The following is a 21,543-nucleotide window of genomic DNA, read 5'->3' as shown; positions in this document are numbered from 1 at the left end:
AGTCAATTAGCATTAACAGTTTTAACGGTGTCAGCGGAAAGGGGACTCGCTGATGTCGGCGCTGCTTCACTTTCCGGGATGTCTTCAAACCCTAAAATGAGCGTGAGAATAAAGGAGAGCACCACGGAAAGCACCATCACGGCAGCGACCCAGACGATGCTCATAGGATTCGTGGGATCGAAAAATTGCACGCTGGTAAACAGGCCGGGAGAGGCCATCGAATGGCTGGCGAGCCCACCAATACCGGCAACCGCGCCGCAAATAAAGCCACTGATTAAGCAGGCGATCAAAGGGCGCTTTAAGCGCACCGCCACGCCATAAAGCGCTGGCTCAGAAATCCCGGCAATAATCGCCGAAGCCGCTGCGGCCAAGGCAGTTTGACGCAACTCACGATTTTTAGTCCTGAAAGCGACCGCCAAAGATGAGCCACCAAGTGACAAATTGGCACCAATTTCAGAAGGCATAACCATGCCTTCTTTACCGGTCTCTGCGATGGTTTGAATGATGGTTGGGGTAAAAACACGATGCATGCCGGTCATCACCAACAATGGCCATATTGCGCCCATAATAGCGACAGAAAGCCAGCCCAGATAACCGTGAACGGTGTAGACGATTGCCGAAATGCCGCTACCAATCCAGATGCCCAGCGGCCCGATGAAGACAATCGCAATCGGGGCAGCGATCAACACAATCAGCATGGGTTTGAGGAAGTTTTTGGTTACCGCCGGCGTGATGTGATCAACGCCCCTTTCAATGTGAGACAAAATCCAGGTCATCACCAGCGCGGGGATCACGGTGTAAGTATATTTCACTGCTGTCACTGGAATAGCGGCAAATTCGACAACCTGTCCTTGTGCCGCTTTCGCCATCAGGTCAACAAAATTGGGATGAACCAGCACGCCAGCAATCGCAATGGCCAGCGACATGTTGGTTTTGAATTTAAGCGCAGCAGAAGCAGCCACCATCACCGGCAAGAAGAAAAATGCGCCATCGCCAATAACATTCAAAATGATCAGCGTTGAGGAGCCTTTTTCAAAAACACCGGCCATATCCAGGATCATGGCCAGCAGTTTTACCATGGAGCCGCCGATAATGGCGGGGATCAAAGGTGACATTGTTCCGACGAGTGCATCAAGAATGCCTGCGCCAATCCCTTTCAAGGTTATTTTACGGGGTGCGGTTGAAGACGGTGCGGCATTCGGCGTCCCCAGTTTTAATACTTCCTGGTAAGCCTTCGACACGTTGTTGCCAATGATAACCTGGCACTGCGTGTCGTTGTGAACCACGCCCATGACGCCATCAATAGATTTCAGTGTCGGGCTGTTGATCAACGAGGGGTCTTTCACCACAAATCTCAGGCGAGTCATACAGTGCGTGACCGCCTCAATATTATTCAGGCCACCTAGCGCATCAACGATAGCGTGTGAGACCTCAGCGTAGTTCTTCGGCATAGGTTTTATCTCTGTAGAGAAATCGGTAAGTGTTCTGACCGGTGTGTTACATCAACGATGCCAATGTCATTTGAATAATTCAGCGCTTTTTTCAGCCTGGGCATCGCTTATGAAACCTCTGTAGGAAACCGGTTTCATAAAATCATGAAGATGTTTATCGATATGAACAAGAGATAAAATTTGTGAATTTTTGATTATGTGACGATGATCAACCTGAAGGATCACCGGAGCATGCAGTACAAATTGGAAAATATTTCAAAACAAAGAGTGGCTTAGGTAGACTGCCAAAAAGAGGGCGATTAAGACGGCGCAATGATGGCAACAATACTTGAAGTGGCTAAAAAAGCCGGTGTTTCAAAAGCGACAGTTTCCCGCGTTCTGTCTGGAAACGGCTACGTCAGTCAGGAAAAGCGTGAGCACGTGCTGCAGGCCATTGCGGAAACAGGCTATCGTCCTAATTTACTGGCGCGTAATCTTGCGATAAAAAGCACGCAAACTATCGGGCTGGTGGTCACTAACACCTTGTATAGCGGCAATATCTTCAGCGAGTTGATGCTTCACTCAGCCCGCATGATGGAAGAACAAGGCCGTCAACTGATACTCGCCGATGGCAAACATACGGCTGAAGATGAAAGGGCAGCAATTCAGTTTTTGCTGGATCTTCGCTGCGACGGCATCATTATCTATCCGCGTTTTCTCTCTATTGCTGAGATGGATGAGATCATTTCGCTCCACAAACAGCCCATCCTGGTCATCAACCGGCGATTGAGACGCAACGACAGTTACTGCATTTTTTCTGATCAAAAATTAACCAGCGCGGCGGCGGTAAAACATCTCATTAAATTAGGCCATCGCGATATCGCGTTTATTACCGGCTCACTGGATTCCCCAACCGGAATGGAACGCCTTTCAGGTTATAAATCTGCACTCGCTGAACAGAATATCGAGATAAATAACGCGCATATTGTGGAAGGAAAATGGACGGCGCAAAGCGGCGTGGATGCGGTTGATATATTGCTTAAGCGAGGCCAGACATTTAGCGCGCTTGTTGCCAGCAATGATGAGATGGCCGTCGGGGCTCTAAAGAGGCTGGCTGAATGCCATATTTCGGTGCCTTCTGCTGTGTCGGTGATTGGCTTTGATGACATTCCACTGGCGCCCTACACTATTCCTTCCCTCTCTAGCATGAAAATGCCCGTCACTGAAATGATCAAAGAGACAATCAATCGCCTGCTTTCCATGTTGGATGGTGGAGAATTTGAACAACAAAAAGTGTTTACGGCCAGCCTGATCGCGCGTGATTCTATTACGACGGGTCCTTATTTCCATCCTTAGAAAATTGTCAACCAAATAGCGTCTGGCGGTAATCCACCTTTATTACGCGGTTGTCTGTCCATCAAAGAAATCCCCTTTTATCACTGTTTTAGTGAAATAGATTTGTTCATTATCTCGCCAGGTTCAACTCCTTTTTAATTAAAAAAGCCTGTCACCAAGCGTTATGCCTCAGAGCGGGCCCGGACGATGCCGCTTCCGCATAAAAGCACCCGAGATGTCATCCCGTTTAGCATGGTTTTGTAAAATTAGTCGAAAAAAGCATGAATAATGAGCAAGTTGTTCATTAAGGCCAGATTAGACTTGATCAATTCTCTGCATCAGCAATACTGTATGGATATACAGTTTATCGGTAACGCTACGATGAAAAGCTTGCTGAGTCATCAATTAATTAAAAACAGTCCGCTTTTTATCACGTCAGGTGATGCATTCACGCTGATTTGCCGATGCTTTCATTCCCTGGGTTACTATGTTTGCATTAGTCGACGTTAATAATTTTTATACCTCATGTGAAACCGTATTCAGGCCCGACCTGCGGGGAAAGCCGGTTGTCGTGGTTTCAAATAACGATGGCTGCATTATTTCGCGTTCAGCGGAAGCGAAAAAAATGGGCATAAAAATGGGTGCGCCGTATTTCAAAATCAGAGATGAATTACTTCATCATAAGGTAAAAGTATTTAGCTCAAATTATGCCTTGTATGCTGATATGTCTCATCGTGTAATGAGCACGCTGGAAGAGATGGCACCCGCAGTAGAGTTTTATTCAATTGATGAAGCTTTTATGAGTATGGCGGGCATCCGTAATTGTCGCGTGCTGGAGGAATTTGGCTACGAGATTCAGCAGCGTATCTGGCGAGAGACACATTTGCGCGTGGGCATCGGCATTGCACCAACCAAAACCCTGGCGAAGCTGGCAAATTACGCGGCAAAGAAATGGACTAAAACCCGCGGCGTGCTTGACCTCTCTAATAGTGAACGACAGAAAAAATTGATGGCGCTGGTGCCGGTTGAAGAGGTGTGGGGCGTCGGACGACGTATCAGCAAAAAGCTCAACGCTATGGGCATTATTACCGCCAAAGATCTTTCCGAACAAAGTACCTGGATCATCAGAAAACACTTCAACGTGGTATTGGAGCGCACCGTGCGCGAATTACGCGGCGAGCCCTGTCTGGAACTGGACGAATATTCCCCCAGCAAGCAACAAATCATGTGCAGCCGCTCTTTTGGTTATCGCATCACTGAATATGAAGAAATGCATCAGGCGATTTGCACCTATGCTGAACGTGCCGCAGAAAAGTTACGTCAGCAAAGGCAGCACTGTCGTTTGATCAGCGTGTTTATTCGCACCAGTCCCCATGCGGAAGGCGAAGTGTTCTATACAAATCAGGTGAGCGGTAACCTGCCAATTCCTTCAAATGATACGCGCGATATTATTCGCGTCGCCGTTCGTGCACTTGATGCGATGTGGAAAGAGGGTCATCGCTACATGAAAGCGGGGGTTATTCTCAGCGACTTTTTCAGTCAGGGCGTTGCCCAGCTTAACCTTTTTGATGAATTCCAGCCGCAGGCCAACAGCGCAGCGTTGATGCAGGTTATGGATCAGATCAATGAAAAAGAGCGCGGCCGTATTGGGTTTGCTGGACAGGGAACAGTGAAGTCATGGGCGATGAAACGCGAAATGCTTTCTCCGGCGTACACCACCCGTTTCTCAGATTTGCCGGTGGCAAAGTAGTCAACGGAAAACGGGATTGTTTAAACGTATCCGCTTTCTTACACACACATTAATCATCGAAAAGAGGGGTTGTTTCTCTTTTAATGATATTACAGCGATGTGTCCCATGTTGGTTTTCCAGAGAATGCGGCAGCCAAAAAGTCTATTAATACACGGGATTTATGCGCCAGATATTTGGCTGGGGGATAGACGGCGTAAAGCCCCATTGGCGGCGCTTCAAAAGAGGTGAGCACAGACTGAATCTCGCCTCTTTTAAGGGCTTCGCTCACGACGAAAGTGGGGAGACGAGAGATTCCCAGCCCGGCAATAGCTGCATTCAGACACACTTCAGCATTGGATAATTTCATTCTACCTTGTACTGGCTGCGTAGAGATGCCCTGATTTTCATCCCTGAATGGCCACTGATACGGATCGCGAAAGTTAGTATCTACAATGCAGTCATGCTCAATAAGTTGTTGCCAATGCATCGGTACTCCCCTGCGTGAAAGATATTCCTGAGAGGCAACCAGAACAATGCGGATATCGCTGAGCTTTCTGGCGATCAGATTACTGTCTTCCAGATTGCCAATGCGTAATGCCAGATCAAAACCTTCATCAACCACATTCACTGCGCGATCGGCAAAATGAACATCCAGCTCAATATCAGGATACTGACGCGCAAATTCGATCAAAAGATGCGGTAATTTCAATGTTCCAAAAGTGACGGGGGCAGAAATTCGCAATGTACCTGAGGGCGAATTTGACGTATTACGCACGGAATCATTGAGTGCATCATAGTCGGCGATAAGCTGCCTAATTTGTTCATAATAGGCACGGCCCACTTCGGTGGGCGTCAAAGAACGGGTGCTGCGTCGGAGTAAATTCACGCCAAGTTCACGCTCAAGACGAGAAATAAGTTTTGATGCCTGTCCGTGGCTGGTATTCAAACGCTGGGCAGCGGCGGTAAAACTCCCTGTTTCCATGACGGCAATGAACATGCGATCACACTCAATTCTTTCCATATATCCTCATTGAACACGTTAAATCTCACTAACCTCACGGCTAACCGAAGCTGTAGTAAAACCGATCCTACATGCAACAGCCTTTCACTCTAATTTAATCGGAAGGTTGGTGACGTGCAGAACAAACAATAATGTTTTTTCTGTGAGCATTTTTCACTTCACATTGAAAGGAGCAGTGGCTGGGTGCGTTGCCACTGCTTTAATGAGAAATTTACATCAAATCGGATTATAACAGTGAGAAAGGATACTCAACAAAGACACGAACTTCATTACCACCGATATTATAATCGGCTGCATCTGACGAAACGCGTAGAATCGAATAACGCAATTTCAGTTTTAGATCTTTAGCGAATCCATCCTGAACTTTGTATTGGATCTGGTTAAAGAATTCATGCTCATGTCCATTGCTGGATGCCGAGGTTTTGATATTGTCACCGCGGACATACGCTGCATCATAGCTCAACCCAGAAACACCTAATCCCGCCAGATCAACCGAGTAAGCGACCTGCCAGGATCGTTCATCTTCACCATTGAAATCTGACCAATAGGAGTTCGCCAGCCAAATGGTATTGCCGCCATCGCCAGTGCCGCCCTGATTGCGATACCCACCATAATGGTATCCCGTGCTGCCACTGCTCTGCTGATAAGCCAGTTTAAACGTGTGAATATCCCACACGTAACTTGCCGCCAGGCTCCAGATGGAATTACTGCGTCCGGTATTTTGGCTGTCTGCATAAGACTGATCAAGCCGTGAGTTATAACCATTGAAATCGAGTATTAGTGCCTGGTTAGCCACTAAAGGCTGGCGATAATTCAGATTCAGATATTGCTTGTTCAGAACATCCTGAACGTGCGAAGCGTAAAACCCACCGCTGAACTGATCGTTAAACTGATAGTGGGCGCCAGCAAAAGCCAGGCTACTGAGGCCGGTATCATGGCTGTCATCACTTTTCTGTTGTTCATCGGTAAAGTAACCCGCGCTGACATCCAGGCCTTCGATCTCCTGAGAGTCGAGCATAAAACCGGTATAGGTTTCGGCCAGCAGGCGGGAATCATCGCTGTTCAAAATGGGCAGAGCAGGGCGCTGTGTCCCGTAGCTCAGCACGGTATTTGAGAAGCGCATCTTCGCAGTAGCACCGAATTTAGCGAGGTCGGATTTTGCTTTTCCATCCTGGTCCTGAGCAAAAAAGTCGATGCCGCCAGCACCACTACGACCGCGTCCGCCATCCAAACGCACAGCATATTGAGCAATACCATCAACACCAAATCCTACCGGGCCTTGCGTAAAACCGGATGAATAGGTAGCAATAACGGCTTGGCCCCATTCCGCACGATCGCGTACGCCTTCATCTTTATAATCGCGCTTGATATAAGCGTTGCGAAGTAATACATCAAGATGGCTGTCTTCGATGAATCCATTATTTTGCTGCCCAGTACTGGCAAAGGCCGAATTCGCGCTGAGTGTCACGAATATGGCTAACGGCAAAGATTTGTTCACGTTCAATTACCCTGTCTATTTTATTTTATTCAGTAGATACCCTTTTCTCAGGCAGAGCAGACGCCTGAGGGCGAGCAATTTATCACTGTTTCAAAAAAGAGCAGGGAAAAGCTTTTATCGAATAGTGCGGATTCTGATTATAAATGTCAGGTGGGATAAATAATAAGCAATGACATAACTCACGCGCTGGTGGAAAGCGTGGTGCCTGAATATCCAGACACCACGGCAGTAAACTAAAAGGATTAAAGGACTTCGGTAAACAGTGCGAACATAGATTTAAATGCGCGACGTGAAACGTCAGCATTATATTGGGAAACGCCTTCAACATTCGCCGTTGGATCGGTGAACGAGTGCACCGCACCTGCATAACTGATTAATTGCCAGTCAATATTCTTAGACGTCATTTCATGAGAAAACGCGGCAAGCTGCTCTCTCGGCACGAGTGGATCGGCAGCACCGTCCAGGACTAATACGGCGCTTTTGAGTTCTTTATCTTCATATAAGCCACTGGTATCCAGCGTACCGTGGAAAGAAACAGCAGCCTTAATATCAGCACCGCTACGCGCTAATTCAAGTGCACAATGGCCACCGAAGCAAAAACCGATAGCGGCAATTTTACTGGCTGAAACTGCCACTTCTTTTTGATTCACCAAGGCAACCAGCGCGGCATTCATGCGTTCAACTTCAGCGGGAGTATCTTTAACTTCCATCATATATTTACCTGCGTCATCACCTGATGCAGGTCGCTTCCCCTGACCATAGAGGTCAGCAATCAAAACCACATAGCCCTCGGCGGCTATTTTTTCTGCCTGCTCAATGGCAGTGGATGTCACACCCATCCAGTTTGGTGCCATGACCACACCGGGGCGCGGAGAGGAATTGTTATCGGTATAAACCAGTTTGCCTTCGAAACTGTCTTGGCCGACACGATAAACACAGCTGGAAGTAATCACAGTAGACATAAGTTCTCTTAAGTGAAAAGTAATGGGATGAGGGGACGAATGTTTTACATTGACTAAATAGACTCTGTTTATCAACCGAAGAAAAGTACCAGCGCAGGGAATGCTAAAAGATGGCGTTGTTCAGTTGAGTACGAATAATAAACAAAACGGGGATACTACAGTAAACAGCGTGATTTAACTGAAGGTTGTGATAACAAAATCAAAGCTGCCGAAGAAAACTCTGCACGTAACAGAAAGAAAAGAGTAGATTCCTTTATTAATGTAAGAGTATTGAAATTCCGTAACTGAAACTTATTAAAAAATAGGCTATACAAAAGAGGGAAAGTTTAAAGTGGTGTAAAAAAACACATTGTCTCGGCAATAAAAATAAGACAATGTGCTGTTGAGCAGTTAATGAATGCCTTTGATGTCGATGAATAATTAAACGTCACGGGTTAGCCATAAGCGACTTTTTCATTGAGAGTATACAGCGTCGCCGTCGCGGCTAGCAGATACTGCTCATCTTTACCTTGTTTGTGAGATTCGACTTCGGTGATGTGATATCCCACGGCACCCGCATCCAGGGCTTTATGTAACAAGGCGTCATTTAATTCCTCCATGGATGTCGCCCAACTTACCGATGTAACTCCCATAGGCTGAATGGAGTTTTTTTCACGAAAAGATAACCCTGAACGGATAAATACGGGTTTAACGGTCGGATGGGAAAATATAGATAAAACATCCTGAACTAATGCTTTCATTATCGAACTCCTCAGAAAACGGAAGGTAAAGCCGGCCATTAGGAAAGCGTAAACACGATTGATTGTTAGACGTTGTTGCACTGTTAGCGCTGATCAACTTCGACAACGTTGATGATCACGAATCTTGTTAACAAGTTGTGATGGATGTTATCAAATACCCTTTTGTGTTATCTGTTTTAGCTTTTGCTGCTAATTAATTGCTTATGAAAACTTCAGCCACATTTGAATTAATGTTTCAGGAGAATATTTTCATCTGTTTACAAGTTGGGGGTTTCAGAAACAGTTACAGAGAGGATTAAATACGCGGATGAGGTGATGAGTGGAACCAGCGAAACAACGAAAATGTCAGTGAGGCCGCGCTGGTTTGGAAGGGCCAGTTCAGTAGATTATCAGCTGATTTGTGGCTGAAGTTGATATACCCAAGCCGTAATCTGTTGATCTGCTGCTGTTGTGACACTTACTTCAACGCGATCATAACCCTCTTCGAATTCATCCAGCATCGGCCAATGCGGCTCAAGCTTGTCAGAGAAAAAAAGGTAACCATTGACGCGTTGGCCGTTCTTATCCAGCACAACGCCTGGGAAGTCTGCTGCTGCTCCCCAGCCCCGCTCATAAAAGGTCCCCGTTACATAACCTTGTTGCCATTCACCGCCAATATTTTCCAGAATATGTGCATTAGAGCGGCCCGGACATAATGTGCCGTAGACAAATAATTTCTTCATTTTCCTTCAAGCATTCCCTAAATAAAACTCACGTTGGCGTTGTCCGGTAACGCTATCAGACTCATCACCGGGTCAAAAAATATGCCAAATTATTTTAATCAGTGCAAAGCGTTCCCGGCATAAATCGATACACAGCAAACCGAGATAAAAGGGGGGTTATAACCTGCGCGTCATCTCATTACAGCGCGCGCTAAAGGCGCTCAAGCGTGGGTCAATCGGCTTAACCGCGGTTATGTGATCGCGATCAGACTCTTAAGGCGATAGCAGATTTCTGTATGTTGGCGACAGCCGTCTACAGCTTCGCATCGAAGCTTTCCGCTAAGTTAGCAGCCTGAGCGGCAAACAAAGCGGGAATGCGAATGGAGAAGATTTGGTTTGGTACTGCTTATTATCGTGAATATCTGCCAGAAGAGCGTCTGGAAAAAGATATCGCCATGATGAAAGCAGCGGGCATCAATTATGTACGCATCGCTGAAAGCACCTGGAGCACCTATGAACCGCAAGAAGGCGAGTTTGATTTTTCTTCGGTAATAACGGTTCTTGATCGCATGCATGCAAATGACATTAGCGTGATTATCGGTACACCTACCTACGCGGTGCCCGCCTGGCTGGCAAAACGTTATCCAGAAGTGTTGGCGACAACGCCGCAGGGTCAGAATAAATATGGGCCACGGCAAAAAATGGATATCGCTAGCCCGGTTTATCGCTATTACGCCGAACGTATTATTCGTCAGTTATTAGAGGCCACGGCTGCACATCCTGCTGTCATCGGTTTTCAGGTTGATAACGAAACCAAATATTATGAAACCAGTGGCCATCACATTCAGGTGGCCTTTGTTAAGTCGCTACGCAAAAAATTTAATGATGATCTGGCTTCGCTTAACCGCGCTTTTGGGCTGGATTACTGGAGCAACCGCGTGGATGCCTGGGAAGATTTCCCGTCAGTGGAAGGCACTATCAATGCCAGCCTTGGCGCGGAGTTCAAAGCTTTTCAGCGCCAGTTAGTGACCGATTTCCTGTCGTGGCAGGTCGAGTTGGTGAAACAGTATCGTTCAGCGTCGCAATTTATCACTCACAATTTCGATTTTGACTGGCGCAACTGGTCATTTGGCCTGCGCGCTGAAGTTGACCACTTTGCCACGTCACGCCTGCTGGATGTGACCGGTGTAGATGTCTATCATCCCGGGCAATCACGCCTTACTGGCGCGGAAATCGCGTTTACGGGTGATATTGCCCGCACAACTAAAGATCAAAACTACTTTGTATTGGAAACCCAGGCGCAAGCGTTTAAAGACTGGACGCCTTATCCGGGGCAACTGAGATTACAAGCGTTTAGCCACATCGCTAACGGTGCGTCAATGGTCGGCTACTGGCATTGGCACTCAATTCATAATGCCTGGGAAACCTACTGGAAAGGTTTACTCAGCCACGATCTGCTGCCGAATCCTGTTTATGATGAAGCGTGCGGCATTGGCAACAGCCTTGAAAGGTTATCCCCCGTATTAGCGGGCCTGACCAAGAGCAATCGCGTGGCGATGCTGGTCAGTAACCGTTGTCTGACGGCGGTGGACTGGCATCCGTGGCGCGGGCATCAATTTGGCGGTGACAAGGCGCATCAATACAACGACTTTTTCCGTAGCTGGTATGACGCACTGTATCGGTTGAATATCGAGCTGGATATTCTTGATGCTGATGATCCTCGCGCGCTGCGTTATGACGTATTAATTGTGCCGTTGCTGTATGCCGCATCGGATGAACTGCTGATACGCCTGAATACTTTTGTCGAGCGCGGCGGGCATATCATTTATTCTTTTAAATCGGGATTCGCAGATGAAAATCTGCAGGTGCGCACCGCCTTGCAGCCGGGCATTATTGGCGAAGCGTGTGGCGTTTCCTATCAGCTGTTTGTTGAGCCTGATGATGTGCGGTTGTCGCAAGAGACTTTTCGGTTAGAAGGTGATGTCGGTTGCGTAACAGACTGGATGGAATTATTGCAGCCCACCTCAGCAGAAACAGAAGTGCTGGCGCGCTATGAGCATCCTTACTGGGGTAAATATGCGGCTATCACCCGTAACACGTATGGCGAAGGTTCGGCGACCTATATTGGTTGTAACCTGTCGAGCGAAGGCATGGAGCACATCTTTAGCGGGCTTCTGGCCACGCCAGCATTGACGCCGCTACGCTCAGATTACGCCTTTCCCCTGATCGTACGGAAAGCGAAAACCAAGATGCAGCAAACAGTGATTTTCCTGCTCAATTACTCTTCTACACCGCAACAGGCGAAAAACCCTTTGCTACGGGCCACTTCATTATTGAACAACCACGCCGTTGAACAGGGAGAAACGCTGGACATTGCGAGTTGGGATCTCTGCATCCTGTGTGGCGAGGAGGCGTTATGAAAGCGAATCCACAAATTACAACCCATCCGCCGGTAGGTCTGCGTGAACGTTTATCATTTGGTTTTGGCGATTACGGCACGAATCTGACTTACACCTTGATGGTGACTTTTCTGGCGTATTACTACACTGATGTGGTCGGTGTGCCTGCGTTTTTGATTGGATCGTTGATGTTTATTGCCCGTGTTCTGGATGGCTTGCTGTGCATCTGGGTCGGCATCCGCATCGATAAAACGCAAACACGTTACGGCAAAGCGAGGCCATGGGTGTTGTGGACTGCCATCCCGTTTGGTCTCTCAACTTTTCTCCTCGCGTGCGTGCCGGACGCCAGTTATACGGTGAAAGTCACCTGGGTTTGCGTAACCTATTTGCTGGCAAACATTCTTTTTACGGCTAATAACATCGCCTACGGTTCTCTACTGGCGCTGATCACCCGCGATACCGTAGAACGCGGCATTCTTAGCGTATTTCGCAAAGGGCTTTCTACTTGCGGCTCGCTGACCGTTGGCGTAATTACGTTGCCGCTCATCGCCTGGCTGGGCAACGATAGCCGCGCCTGGCTGGTGGTTTTTGCTCTATACGGCACATTTACCGCTGTTTTTCTGACGATTACCGCCCTTGGAACGCGTGAGCGCATAAAACCGGTACGCGATGATAATCGTAAGCACATCTCTTTTCACCGCGTGCGGCGCTCAATGCTGGCGAACAAGTATTGGATGATGATCTTTTTTTATTTGATGATCACTTTTACCAGCCTGACGATGTTGAGCACCATCAGCGTTTACTACTCAAAATATATTTTGAAAGACATCTCGATGATGTCGTGGATTAGCGTGGCGCAGTATCTGCCGGGACTGCTTACGCTGCTTATCATTCCTTTTCTCATCAAGAAGCTAGGCAAAAGAAATCTGGCGCTGCTTGGCTTATCGATATGCTGTATCGCTTATTTGATCCCTTTATTTAACCGGCAAGATGCACTGTTTGTGATTATCGCCACGGTGGTGCGCAGTATTGGGTTCTGTGGCATTGGGGCAACGATGTTCGCCTTTCTGGCTGACACTATTGATTACGGCGAGTGGAAAACCGGGCTGCGTATTGAAGGTATTCTGTTTAGCGCCGGTACGCTTGGTCAGACAGTCGGTATGGGATTCGGTACAGCGACGGTTGGCTGGATGCTAAGCGCTGCGGGATTTGTCAGTGGCGGCGGCGTTCAACCCGCCAGCGCATTACAGATGATCCAGTTTCTGTTTATCGCATTCCCGTTGGTACTCGCGCTGTTAAACATGGCGTTGCTCTATTTTTATCGGCTTGATGACATCTATCCGCAGGTCGCCGCCGACCTTGCGCAGGGCAAATTTGAGGCGCCAATTGTTGCGTCCTCAATCACGCTACAGGTGCATCCATAACGACCAACATTCTGAAAAGCTTCAAGATCGGAGCAGCAGCGCAGCGGAAATATTCCGTTGCGCTATGCTGCCTGACCTTATCAAGCCCGGCAGAACATAAAAAATGGCACAGGTTGAAGAAGCAGGCATGGTCGGTTTTTCCCCGCTGGTCCGGCGTTTTACTTTTAACGCCTGGATGGTAGCCGGTTTTACGCCCATTACACGTGGCAGCAAACTCGACTTTTTTATCCACCGCGCAGGCGGCATGAAGGGAGTGATCCTCAATTTAACCCTGCGTGGCAGTGGCAAAATCTATACCTCCAAAGGTAGTTTTCAGTGCCAGCCCGGCGAGGTTTTACTGTTTCCGGCGGGCGTGCCGCATCATTACGGCCGTGATGAACAGAGTGAATATTGGGATCATTTGTGGATTTATTTCATTCCGCGCACTTACTGGCTTGAGTGGCTGCAATGGAATCAATGTGTGGAAGGAATCGGGCGGCTTGTATTAACGGCACCTGAAGAAGCCGAAGAAATGCGATCGCGCTTTATGGAGGCTATTCAGCTTAGCGTCAGCGATGAGCCGTTAGCGGAAGCGCTAGCAATGAACGCTGTCGAAAAGGTGATTCTGGAGTGCTTTCGCGCTCAGCCAGACTTTCGGCAACCCAGAATCGATCCGCGTATTAAAAAACTCTGCCAGTTTCTTAATGAGCACATGACGCAAGAAACCCATATCGACCAGTTGGCTCGACTCGCCTGCCTTTCACCTTCGCGTTTAGCGCACCTGTTTAAGAAAGAGACGGGCCAAACGATATCGGCCTGGCGCGAAAAACAGCGTGTCGCCCGTGCCTGCGAGCTGCTGCAAAAAACCAACTTTGCGATAACGCAGGTCGCCCTGACCGTGGGCTATAACGATCCGCTCTATTTCTCGCGCATATTCCGCCACCACATGGGCGTTAGCCCACGCGAGTATCGGAAAAAACAGGACAAATGTAGCCGTGCTTAGGGGTTCTGTTAATGCGATGTGAAATGAGATGAAAGGAAGCTTATATTATTTAATAATCCCAATTAAAAATTATATCGATATCAAGAATAAAAAACGGCTCATTTATTTTTTATGATAAGACTTATTTTGATTCGGATAGAGAATACTAATCATATGGCTGAATATATCTAATCCCAACGCGCCAGATTTGCGAAAAATGCGACATTGATCACATTAAGCTTGAATGAAGGAAGCTCGCGCCATTACCATTGCGCGCTTTCTTATTTCAGGTTCCAGGGTTGATTAATTATGTCTGACTTGCAAACGGTGTCCCGTAAAGTTGCATGGCTGCGTGTTTTAACACTTGCCGTTGCAGCATTCATTTTTAACACCACAGAATATATTCCTGTTGGGCTTTTATCCGATATTGGATTGAGCTTTGGCATGGAGAGTGCGCAGGCAGGCGTCATGCTGACAATTTATGCCTGGATAGTGGCGCTTATGTCGCTGCCACTCATGTTGATGACCAGCAAAATTGATCGGCGCGTGCTGCTGCTGAGCCTGTTCAGTTTGTTTGCGGGCAGCCATCTGCTCTCATTTTTCGCCTGGAATTTTGACGTTTTGCTGGTGAGCCGCGCTGGCGTGGCGCTTGCACATGCGCTGTTCTGGTCCATTACAGCTTCGCTGGCTATTCGCCTTGCTCCTGCAGGGAAGCGCGCTCAGGCGTTGGGTTTATTGGCAACGGCAACGGCGTTGGCATCCGTGCTGGGCTTGCCACTTGGCCGTATCATTGGGCAAAGTTTTGGCTGGCGCGTCACCTTTTTAGTTATTGGTGTTGCCGCCATGATTCTGTTGGCGATGATTATCAAAATTATGCCGCGTGTCACCTCTGAACAGAGTGGATCACTGAAAAGCCTGCCGGGATTACTGACGAATCCAGCGCTGTTAAGCCTGTATGCGTTGGCGGTCATCGTTGTGACGGCGCATTTCAGCGCGTTTACCTATATCGAGCCGTTTGTGCAACAAGTGGCAGGAATGAGCCATAACTTCGCCACTTTACTGCTGCTTATCTTCGGTGTGGCTGGGATCAGTGGCAGCATTATTTTCAGCAAATATGGTGAAAAACATCTGTCGAACCTGCTGATTGGCGCGATAGCTCTACTCACCCTGTGTTTGATGACAATGGTAAGCGTTGCCCACAGCATGAGCGGTTTGATCGCTATCTGTGCGCTTTGGGGCATCGCATTCATGATCATCGGTATGGGAATGCAGATGAAAGTATTGACGCTGGCCCCAGAAGCCACCGACATCGGTATGGCAATGTTCTCAGGTATTTTCAACATTGGTATTGGCTTAGGCGCGCTGGTTGGTCAAACCGTCAGCATTGATCTTTCACTCTCCTCAGTGGGTTATGTTGGGGCGCTGTTTGGCCTGTCAGCGATGTTGATTGCAATAGTCGCATTCAAAAAATGGCCTGGCAGGGCGCGTCAGCAAGAACAAGATTTGGTCGCGTAATCGTGTTGAAGAGAGCCGGTAATTCTGCAAAGAATACCGGCTTATTTAATTAAAATAACCTTCGCGGCCTGTAATATACGTTAGTTACTTTTTAGCTTTTATTAGTTATAAAACTTTCCTGCTTTACGCGTTTAATTCCCAAATTAAATCCCTTTCAGCGCTGTTATTATTGACTAAATACACGATTTAATCTGTCCCAGAATGGCAAGGGGCGGCCTTGTTTTTAGCACGCAGGGTTTATGTATTAAAAAACGTGTTGATGAGGGCGAACGGAATCTTCTCTCTGTTCACCCATACATTACACCTAAAACAGGGGCAAGGTTAAAGCACCCACATTTCAGACGACCTTCTCATTAACCTGAATAACCGCCACGTTCTGTTCCTGAAGTTGTGTCAGGAGGGTGGGATGAAGGGCGCTGTCGGTTATCACCCGACGAACCTGAAAACCCGGCGACAGTGGATAAGGATGGATTTGCCCAAACTTGGAAGAGTCGGTCAGAACGAACGTTTCAACACCCTTCGCCAGCACGGCATCAACGACGTCGCAGCGCAGCATATTACGGCCTGTGAAGCCGGTTTCAGCATGCCAGCCATCAACACCGACAAAGGCTTTATGGAAATGAACCTGCTGTACGCAGTAACGCGTCAGCGGGCCGACCATCGATTCACTGCTTTTCTGCAACATGCCACCCAATACAATCACTTCACAAGCCGCCTCTTTGAGTAAGTGAGCAATGTAGTGGCTGACAGTAATAACGGTAACATCGCGACGATCGGATAATGTGCGTGCCAGCAAAGCATTGGTGCTGCCACCTTCGATAAAAACCGATTCACCTTCGTTGATCAGGCTGGCGGCGTGGCTGGCAATCGCCTGCTTGATGCCGTAACGCGTATTCATGCGCATGCCTACGTCATCGCTGTCCAGCGCAAGGGCCGACCCGTGAACGCGACGAAGAAACTGGTCGCGCTCCAGCATGTTGAGATCCTGACGTACCGTGACTTCAGAAACACCGGTGATCTGCGCCAGTTCACTGACGGCGATGCTGCCTCGCGTGTTAACCAATTGAATAATCTGTTGATGACGTGCGTTCATGTCGGCTATTCGCTAGAAAATAAGGGGCACAGTTTAACAGAGAATCCGCGCCGCCTGGCGACGCGGATCGTCATCAGGCTAAGCCCAGCGCACGTTTGCCGTTGAGGTTTAAATCTGCCAGCGTGAAACGACCTTTCCATTCAGCTTCATAATTCTCTGGCGGGAAGTCTCCCGGTGAGCGGCCTTGCTCCAGCGCTTTCGCCACCAAATGTGCATAAGCCAGATTCTTTTCACACAGCGGCGCAGCGGGTATATACATCACATTGCCCCAACCTTGCTGATTTTCCACCGGTGCCACTGAGTGAATGACATCGCAATGCCACCATACGGAATCACCCGCTTCAAGCGCTGGAATGGAACTTAATCCTTTTATCAGATGTGGATGCCATTTCTCACTGATGGGCAGGACTTTGCCCGGCGCAACGCCGCACAGTTCATCATCAGGAACATCAGACAGAAGTGGCCGCAGCAGCACGTATGCCATAGCTTCTGGCACGGGAACCACATGCAGCAAGCCTTGACCTGGAATCATATCGGATAACGCTGTCCAACCCTGGAAAGTACGGAACACCGAGCATTTCGTGGTATCCGGCACATCGTACTCATTCACTTCGGTACGATAAGCCGCATTCCAGGGATCGTAAGCATCAATATCGCCACTGAAAACAGAGGCAAAAACTTTTTGATAGGCGGGAAGCAACCAGCGTTCCAGCGCACCGGAATCGGTGTGCGCACCTAATCCTTTGGAGGTGGTGCCAGGCAAACGTCGGCGAATGCGATCGGGATAAATAACGCTCACATCGGGATCAAACCATTGTTTGCCCTCGGATTCGAATCTCCATAAGCGATTAAGAAACGACTGAACCTGATTCATCGCATCGCTTTGTCGCGCCTGCATCTGCGCCTGAGACCAGTAAATCGGGTAGATTTCTGGACGTGAAGCATCAAGGCTCCCGAAAAAGTTATCGCCGGGGCCACGATACTGTTTGTCGAAATCATTGGCGTCCAGATAGTCGAGCATCGACTTGTCCCAGGCAAGCGCCTGCTCATGAGAAAACTGCTGTTTCACCACTAAACAGCCGCGTTGTTTGATATGATCGCGGGTTTCATTCGAAACCGCATTGTTTGCGATTTGCTGCAACGTGATGCTCGGCCAGGCACTACCGGTTTTTAATTCATCCGCTTTTGCATCTTCAATCGACTTTTCAATACGGCTGCAAATCTTGGCAAACAGCGCATCAACATCGCCAATTTGCTGGCGGAGCTGCTGCTTCAGTTGTCGAATGGCCATTTTGATATCTTGAGGTAAAGGTGTTGCCTGTGATTTTACTGTCATATATCGCTCCGCCAGATACAGGGTTGAGTTTCGAACGTAAGTTTTGTAGTCTTCGTTCGTAATAATAGAGGAGAGATTAACATTAATGCAACGACAAAAAGCGTGAGCGATAACACAGGATTCATTAAGGAACGCTCCTAAACCGCTTCACAAACTCATTATTTGAATTCTCATTAATCCACACAGCGATTAAGCTTTAGGCATCACGTTAACAAGCCGAAAGGACAACACGGCGTCAGCAAAGGGGTGGGCGAAATGGCAGTAAAAATGATTGCAGTTGATATGGATGGTACGTTTTTGGATGAAAACAAGCAGTACAACGTCCAACGGTTTTCGCGCCAATATGCGTTATTGAAAGAGAAGGGCATCCGTTTTGTTGTAGCCAGTGGTAATCAATATTATCAATTGCAGCGCTATTTTCCCGAACTCAAAGATGAAATCGCCTTTGTTGCTGAAAATGGCGCGTGGGTTTCTGACAGCAATGAAGAGATCTTTTGCGGTGAGTTAGCCAAAGAAAAAGTGCATCAGGTGTTGGATATTTTGGCGAAAGAGCCTGAAATCAGCACCGTCGTATGCGGTAAAAAAGGAGCCTATGTGCATTCATCGATATCGGATGACGTCGTTGCCATGTTGACGAATCACTACTATCGACTGGAAAAGCGCGACGATCTTTACGACATTGATGACACCATTTTTAAATTCTCGCTCAATCTTGCCCACGAAGGCGTTGATGCACTGCTGGAACGCCTACATACGCAACTCGGCGAAGTTGAAAACATCATGCATCCCGTTTCCAGCGGCTTTGGTTTTATCGATTTAATTATTCCGGGTTGCCATAAAGCGCACGGTATCGCCTTGCTGCAAGAAAAATGGGGCATCAGCGATTGCGAAGTTCTGGCTATTGGCGATAGCGCGAATGACATCGAGATGTTGCGTCAGGCTTATTTTAGCTTTGCGATGGCAAATGCGGTGGACTCGGTCAGCGCTGTGGCCCGTTACAAAACGGAAAACAATAATGATGAAGGTGCATTGAACGTTATTTCTCGCGTTTTGGCGCGTGAATTCCCATTTGATTAACGGCGTTAACCACACAGCAAAAAGGCCGCAGATGCGGCCCTTTTGCTGTTTAACACTGACAATACATGCCGTTATAACAATCAAAAATAATCTGTGTTGCGTAAGTCGCTGAGCAGATCCGGTCCTGAAGGTAGCCAACCCAACGTTTCTTGCGTCCAGCGACTTGAGGTGGGGTTATTGGCCGCCACAAAGTGTGTCATCCAACTAAGATAATGCGGTGCTTCCTCCAGCGTCACTGACTTTACGGGCAGGTTAAGTCCGGTTCCAATCACTTTTGCTATCTGTTTGAAAGAAATACCCTGTTCCTGAACAGCATGCAGTGATGTGCCCGCCGCCGCGTGCTCCACCGCCAAACAAAACAGTTTTGCCGCATCGTAGCGGTGAACCGCCGGCCAAAGGTTCTCGCCCTCGTCGATATAGACAACAACACCGTTTTGCTTCGCCAGCGCAATTAGCATCGGGATGAAACCATGATCGCCCGCGCCATGAACGGTTGGCGGTAGCCGCACCAATGCGCTGCGGATCCCGCGTCCGACCAATGCCAGCGCGGCCATATCGGACATCGCGCGCGGGTTGCGTCCCATTTCAGTAGGGCTCTGTTCGGTCGCCAGATGGTTAAGCGGCAATAACATGGTGCCGGATGTCACAATCAAGGGTTTGTTGCTGCCTGCCAGCGCATCGCCTAATCCATTGATCGCCCGTTGATCGACCTCAACAGAATGCTGAAAGCGGCTGAAATCATGTATGAATGCTGTATGGATAACGCCATCAGCCTGTTCAGCGGCTGACTGCAAACTCGCGATATCTTCTAGCGAGCCACGCGTCACTTCGGCACCCAGCGCGTTGAGTTGCTCAGCGGCCGCATCACTGCGGGCTAAACCCACGACGTGATGGCCCCGTTTTAATAACGTGTCGACTACGGCTGAACCGATAAAACCGCTCGCGCCCGTCACAAAAATTCGCATAATCCTGCTCCTCAGGGTTTGGTGTTAACCTATGATAGAGCGTCAATAAAATGCGAAAAGACGTGACGTTATACCGGTATTGAAACTAACAGGATGCGTGATGAGCGAAGATAACCGATTTGGGAATTTCCTACGTGACCGACGAACTCGTCTGGATGCCGCACAACTGGGTTATTCAATGCAACGTCGCCGCACGCCAGGCTTGCGGCGAGAAGAGGTTGCGATGCGGGCCTGCGTAAGCGCAACCTGGTATACCTGGCTGGAGCAAGGCCGTGGTGGCGCACCCTCGACAGAGGTTTTAGAGCGTCTGGCTCAGGCGCTGGATCTGTCAGCCGCCGAACGCGAACATCTGTTTTTGCTGGCGCAAAATCGATTGCCTGGCGTCGAATATCAGAGTGGTATCTGCGTTTCCCCACAACTTCAACGCGTTTTGGACAGCATGACGATGACGCCGGCATTGGTTAAAACCGCCGAATGGCAGGTCGTTGCCTGGAACCGATCTGCTGCAACACTCTTTGTCGATTACGCCGCATTGCCACCGGAACAGCGTAACGTAATGAAAATGTTGTTTAAAGATGAGGCAAAGAAACGTCTTGCACTGCCTAACTGGGAAGCGGCGGCCCGTCGTTTAGTGGCAAACTTTCGTGCCGATATCACTCGCACCGGTGCCAGTTCGCATGCTCAGGCGCTCATCGAAGAACTCTCATCGTTCAGCCCTACCTTCTCTGAAATGTGGCAATCGCAAGATGTCAGTCATTACGGCGAAGGCTTTAAACAACTTTTCATCGCTGAGGAGGGCTTGATTGATCTTGAATACAGTACTTTTACCGTTGAGGGTAAACCCGGCTTGAGTCTGGTGGTATTCAATCCTGCCAGTGACGTCGATCGTGACAAGCTTGCGCGCCTGATGGCCCGTAAATCAGCTTAATGCTTCGCGGTGCGAGCATTCGCTTCCATTTCATCCAGCGCCGCCTGATTATCAAGCCCCCATTGATACATCACCTCAATGGGCTCGGCGAATGTTTTTCCTAACGGCGTCAAACTGTATTCCACTTTGGGTGGAACCACTTCATACACATAACGCGAAACTAATCCGCGCTGCTCAAGCTCACGTAAGGTTTGAATCAACATCTTTTTTGAAATGCCCTGCAGGCTTCGCTCAAGCTCGCCGGTACGCGCGCAATTTTTCGGCCAGTGATAGAGCGCATGCAACACCATGGTGCTCCATTTCACTGCGAACAGTTCAAGCAATCTACGCGGTGGCGAATCGGCAAAAAAGCATAATTTCCCTTCGATCCAGGCAGGCATATCCTCTCCTTAATAGACGGTAACTAAAAGGTAACTACTATCAACTTG

Annotated in this window: 18 protein-coding genes; 8 read left to right on the top strand and 10 right to left on the bottom strand. The window is 48.4% G+C overall.

What is annotated here, in order from left to right; all coding sequences use genetic code 11:
* Positions 1–2 precede the first annotated feature (2 nt).
* Positions 3–1,451 (bottom strand): PTS cellobiose/arbutin/salicin transporter subunit IIBC, encoded by a 1,449-nt coding sequence (gene ascF, locus ACF2G4_RS19165; RefSeq protein ID WP_409076166.1) that lies wholly within the window; start codon positions 1,449–1,451, stop codon positions 3–5.
* A gap of 315 nt (positions 1,452–1,766) precedes the next feature.
* On the opposite strand from ascF, the gene ACF2G4_RS19160 reads away from it, so the two are divergent.
* Both ACF2G4_RS19160 and umuC read left to right on the top strand, forming a co-directional pair.
* Positions 1,767–2,786, top strand: coding sequence for a LacI family DNA-binding transcriptional regulator (locus tag ACF2G4_RS19160; RefSeq protein WP_215848705.1), 1,020 nt, complete (start codon positions 1,767–1,769; stop codon positions 2,784–2,786).
* A 466-nt stretch (positions 2,787–3,252) separates the two neighbouring features.
* Complete coding sequence (gene umuC, locus ACF2G4_RS19155) at positions 3,253–4,515, top strand: translesion error-prone DNA polymerase V subunit UmuC (RefSeq protein ID WP_332626897.1); 1,263 nt, start codon at positions 3,253–3,255, stop codon at positions 4,513–4,515.
* Positions 4,516–4,604: 89 nt separating this feature from the next.
* Here the strand turns inward: umuC and ACF2G4_RS19150 are convergent, their stop codons facing one another.
* From ACF2G4_RS19150 to ACF2G4_RS19130, 5 genes are all read right to left on the bottom strand, one after another.
* Complete coding sequence (locus ACF2G4_RS19150; RefSeq protein ID WP_409076165.1) at positions 4,605–5,516, bottom strand: LysR family transcriptional regulator; 912 nt, start codon at positions 5,514–5,516, stop codon at positions 4,605–4,607.
* 226 nt (positions 5,517–5,742) lie between these two features.
* Entirely contained in the window at positions 5,743–7,014 is a 1,272-nt protein-coding gene (locus ACF2G4_RS19145; protein ID WP_409076164.1) for an OprD family outer membrane porin, read from the bottom strand.
* Between the two features lie 242 nt (positions 7,015–7,256).
* Positions 7,257–7,976, bottom strand: a complete 720-nt coding sequence (locus ACF2G4_RS19140; RefSeq protein WP_409076163.1) for a dienelactone hydrolase family protein — start codon at positions 7,974–7,976, stop codon at positions 7,257–7,259.
* A gap of 434 nt (positions 7,977–8,410) precedes the next feature.
* The gene (locus ACF2G4_RS19135) at positions 8,411–8,716 is read right to left on the bottom strand and encodes a DUF1471 domain-containing protein (protein WP_243079328.1); all 306 of its coding nucleotides are present in this window, start codon (positions 8,714–8,716) and stop codon (positions 8,411–8,413) included.
* Between the two features lie 389 nt (positions 8,717–9,105).
* On the bottom strand, positions 9,106–9,438 hold the full coding sequence (locus ACF2G4_RS19130; protein ID WP_409076162.1) for a gamma-glutamylcyclotransferase family protein: 333 nt from the start codon (positions 9,436–9,438) through the stop codon (positions 9,106–9,108).
* Between the two features lie 359 nt (positions 9,439–9,797).
* Between ACF2G4_RS19130 and ACF2G4_RS19125 the strand changes: the two genes are divergently transcribed.
* The 4 genes from ACF2G4_RS19125 to ACF2G4_RS19110 all read left to right on the top strand — a co-directional run bounded on the left by ACF2G4_RS19125 (position 9,798) and on the right by ACF2G4_RS19110 (position 15,716).
* Entirely contained in the window at positions 9,798–11,837 is a 2,040-nt protein-coding gene (locus tag ACF2G4_RS19125; RefSeq protein ID WP_409076161.1) for a beta-galactosidase, read from the top strand.
* Positions 11,834–13,240, top strand: a complete 1,407-nt coding sequence (locus ACF2G4_RS19120; RefSeq protein WP_409076160.1) for an MFS transporter — start codon at positions 11,834–11,836, stop codon at positions 13,238–13,240. The genes ACF2G4_RS19125 and ACF2G4_RS19120 overlap by 4 nt, the downstream gene beginning before the upstream one ends.
* Before the next feature lie 103 nt (positions 13,241–13,343).
* Positions 13,344–14,222 (top strand): arabinose operon transcriptional regulator AraC, encoded by an 879-nt coding sequence (gene araC, locus ACF2G4_RS19115; RefSeq protein ID WP_409076159.1) that lies wholly within the window; start codon positions 13,344–13,346, stop codon positions 14,220–14,222.
* 288 nt (positions 14,223–14,510) lie between these two features.
* A complete protein-coding gene (locus ACF2G4_RS19110) occupies positions 14,511–15,716 on the top strand; it encodes a sugar transporter (protein WP_215848479.1) in 1,206 nt (401 codons plus the stop codon).
* Positions 15,717–16,053: 337 nt separating this feature from the next.
* On the opposite strand, the gene ACF2G4_RS19105 is transcribed toward ACF2G4_RS19110, so the two are convergent.
* Positions 16,054–16,809 (bottom strand): DNA-binding transcriptional regulator YciT, encoded by a 756-nt coding sequence (locus ACF2G4_RS19105; RefSeq protein WP_243079333.1) that lies wholly within the window; start codon positions 16,807–16,809, stop codon positions 16,054–16,056.
* 73 nt (positions 16,810–16,882) lie between these two features.
* Positions 16,883–18,145: a DUF1479 domain-containing protein gene (locus ACF2G4_RS19100; protein ID WP_409076158.1), complete on the bottom strand. Its 1,263-nt coding sequence runs from the start codon at positions 18,143–18,145 to the stop codon at positions 16,883–16,885.
* A gap of 255 nt (positions 18,146–18,400) precedes the next feature.
* Here ACF2G4_RS19100 and ACF2G4_RS19095 point away from each other — a divergent pair, with 255 nt between their 5' ends.
* Entirely contained in the window at positions 18,401–19,222 is an 822-nt protein-coding gene (locus ACF2G4_RS19095; RefSeq protein ID WP_215848476.1) for a Cof-type HAD-IIB family hydrolase, read from the top strand.
* An 80-nt stretch (positions 19,223–19,302) separates the two neighbouring features.
* On the opposite strand, the gene ACF2G4_RS19090 is transcribed toward ACF2G4_RS19095, so the two are convergent.
* Entirely contained in the window at positions 19,303–20,187 is an 885-nt protein-coding gene (locus ACF2G4_RS19090; RefSeq protein WP_409076157.1) for an SDR family oxidoreductase, read from the bottom strand.
* 100 nt (positions 20,188–20,287) lie between these two features.
* Here ACF2G4_RS19090 and ACF2G4_RS19085 point away from each other — a divergent pair, with 100 nt between their 5' ends.
* Positions 20,288–21,115 (top strand): helix-turn-helix transcriptional regulator, encoded by an 828-nt coding sequence (locus ACF2G4_RS19085; protein WP_409076156.1) that lies wholly within the window; start codon positions 20,288–20,290, stop codon positions 21,113–21,115.
* On the opposite strand, the gene ACF2G4_RS19080 is transcribed toward ACF2G4_RS19085, so the two are convergent.
* Positions 21,112–21,495 carry a helix-turn-helix domain-containing protein gene (locus tag ACF2G4_RS19080; RefSeq protein WP_215848473.1) on the bottom strand — a complete coding sequence of 128 codons (384 nt, stop codon included), beginning with the start codon at positions 21,493–21,495 and terminating at the stop codon, positions 21,112–21,114. The two genes, ACF2G4_RS19085 and ACF2G4_RS19080, sit on opposite strands and share 4 nt — an antisense overlap.
* Positions 21,496–21,543: the final 48 nt, after the last annotated feature.

This window comes from Pantoea phytostimulans, from assembly GCF_046118715.1.
In the GTDB taxonomy this organism is placed as follows: Bacteria; Pseudomonadota; Gammaproteobacteria; order Enterobacterales; family Enterobacteriaceae; genus Pantoea; species Pantoea phytostimulans.
This window is presented reverse-complemented; position numbering and strand designations above follow the sequence as displayed.

Bases quoted from the DNA above. Each gene is read 5' to 3' on its own strand.
- ascF (WP_409076166.1), bottom strand. From the start codon at position 1,451: ATGCCGAAGAACTACGCTGAGGTCTCACACGCTATCGTTGATGCGCTA.
- ACF2G4_RS19160 (WP_215848705.1), top strand. From the start codon at position 1,767: ATGGCAACAATACTTGAAGTGGCTAAAAAAGCCGGTGTTTCAAAAGCG.
- umuC (WP_332626897.1), top strand. From the start codon at position 3,253: ATGTTTGCATTAGTCGACGTTAATAATTTTTATACCTCATGTGAAACC.
- ACF2G4_RS19150 (WP_409076165.1), bottom strand. From the start codon at position 5,516: ATGGAAAGAATTGAGTGTGATCGCATGTTCATTGCCGTCATGGAAACA.
- ACF2G4_RS19140 (WP_409076163.1), bottom strand. From the start codon at position 7,976: ATGTCTACTGTGATTACTTCCAGCTGTGTTTATCGTGTCGGCCAAGAC.
- ACF2G4_RS19135 (WP_243079328.1), bottom strand. From the start codon at position 8,716: ATGAAAGCATTAGTTCAGGATGTTTTATCTATATTTTCCCATCCGACC.
- ACF2G4_RS19130 (WP_409076162.1), bottom strand. From the start codon at position 9,438: ATGAAGAAATTATTTGTCTACGGCACATTATGTCCGGGCCGCTCTAAT.
- ACF2G4_RS19125 (WP_409076161.1), top strand. From the start codon at position 9,798: ATGGAGAAGATTTGGTTTGGTACTGCTTATTATCGTGAATATCTGCCA.
- ACF2G4_RS19120 (WP_409076160.1), top strand. From the start codon at position 11,834: ATGAAAGCGAATCCACAAATTACAACCCATCCGCCGGTAGGTCTGCGT.
- araC (WP_409076159.1), top strand. From the start codon at position 13,344: ATGGCACAGGTTGAAGAAGCAGGCATGGTCGGTTTTTCCCCGCTGGTC.
- ACF2G4_RS19110 (WP_215848479.1), top strand. From the start codon at position 14,511: ATGTCTGACTTGCAAACGGTGTCCCGTAAAGTTGCATGGCTGCGTGTT.
- ACF2G4_RS19105 (WP_243079333.1), bottom strand. From the start codon at position 16,809: ATGAACGCACGTCATCAACAGATTATTCAATTGGTTAACACGCGAGGC.
- ACF2G4_RS19100 (WP_409076158.1), bottom strand. From the start codon at position 18,145: ATGACAGTAAAATCACAGGCAACACCTTTACCTCAAGATATCAAAATG.
- ACF2G4_RS19095 (WP_215848476.1), top strand. From the start codon at position 18,401: ATGGCAGTAAAAATGATTGCAGTTGATATGGATGGTACGTTTTTGGAT.
- ACF2G4_RS19090 (WP_409076157.1), bottom strand. From the start codon at position 20,187: ATGCGAATTTTTGTGACGGGCGCGAGCGGTTTTATCGGTTCAGCCGTA.
- ACF2G4_RS19085 (WP_409076156.1), top strand. From the start codon at position 20,288: ATGAGCGAAGATAACCGATTTGGGAATTTCCTACGTGACCGACGAACT.
- ACF2G4_RS19080 (WP_215848473.1), bottom strand. From the start codon at position 21,495: ATGCCTGCCTGGATCGAAGGGAAATTATGCTTTTTTGCCGATTCGCCA.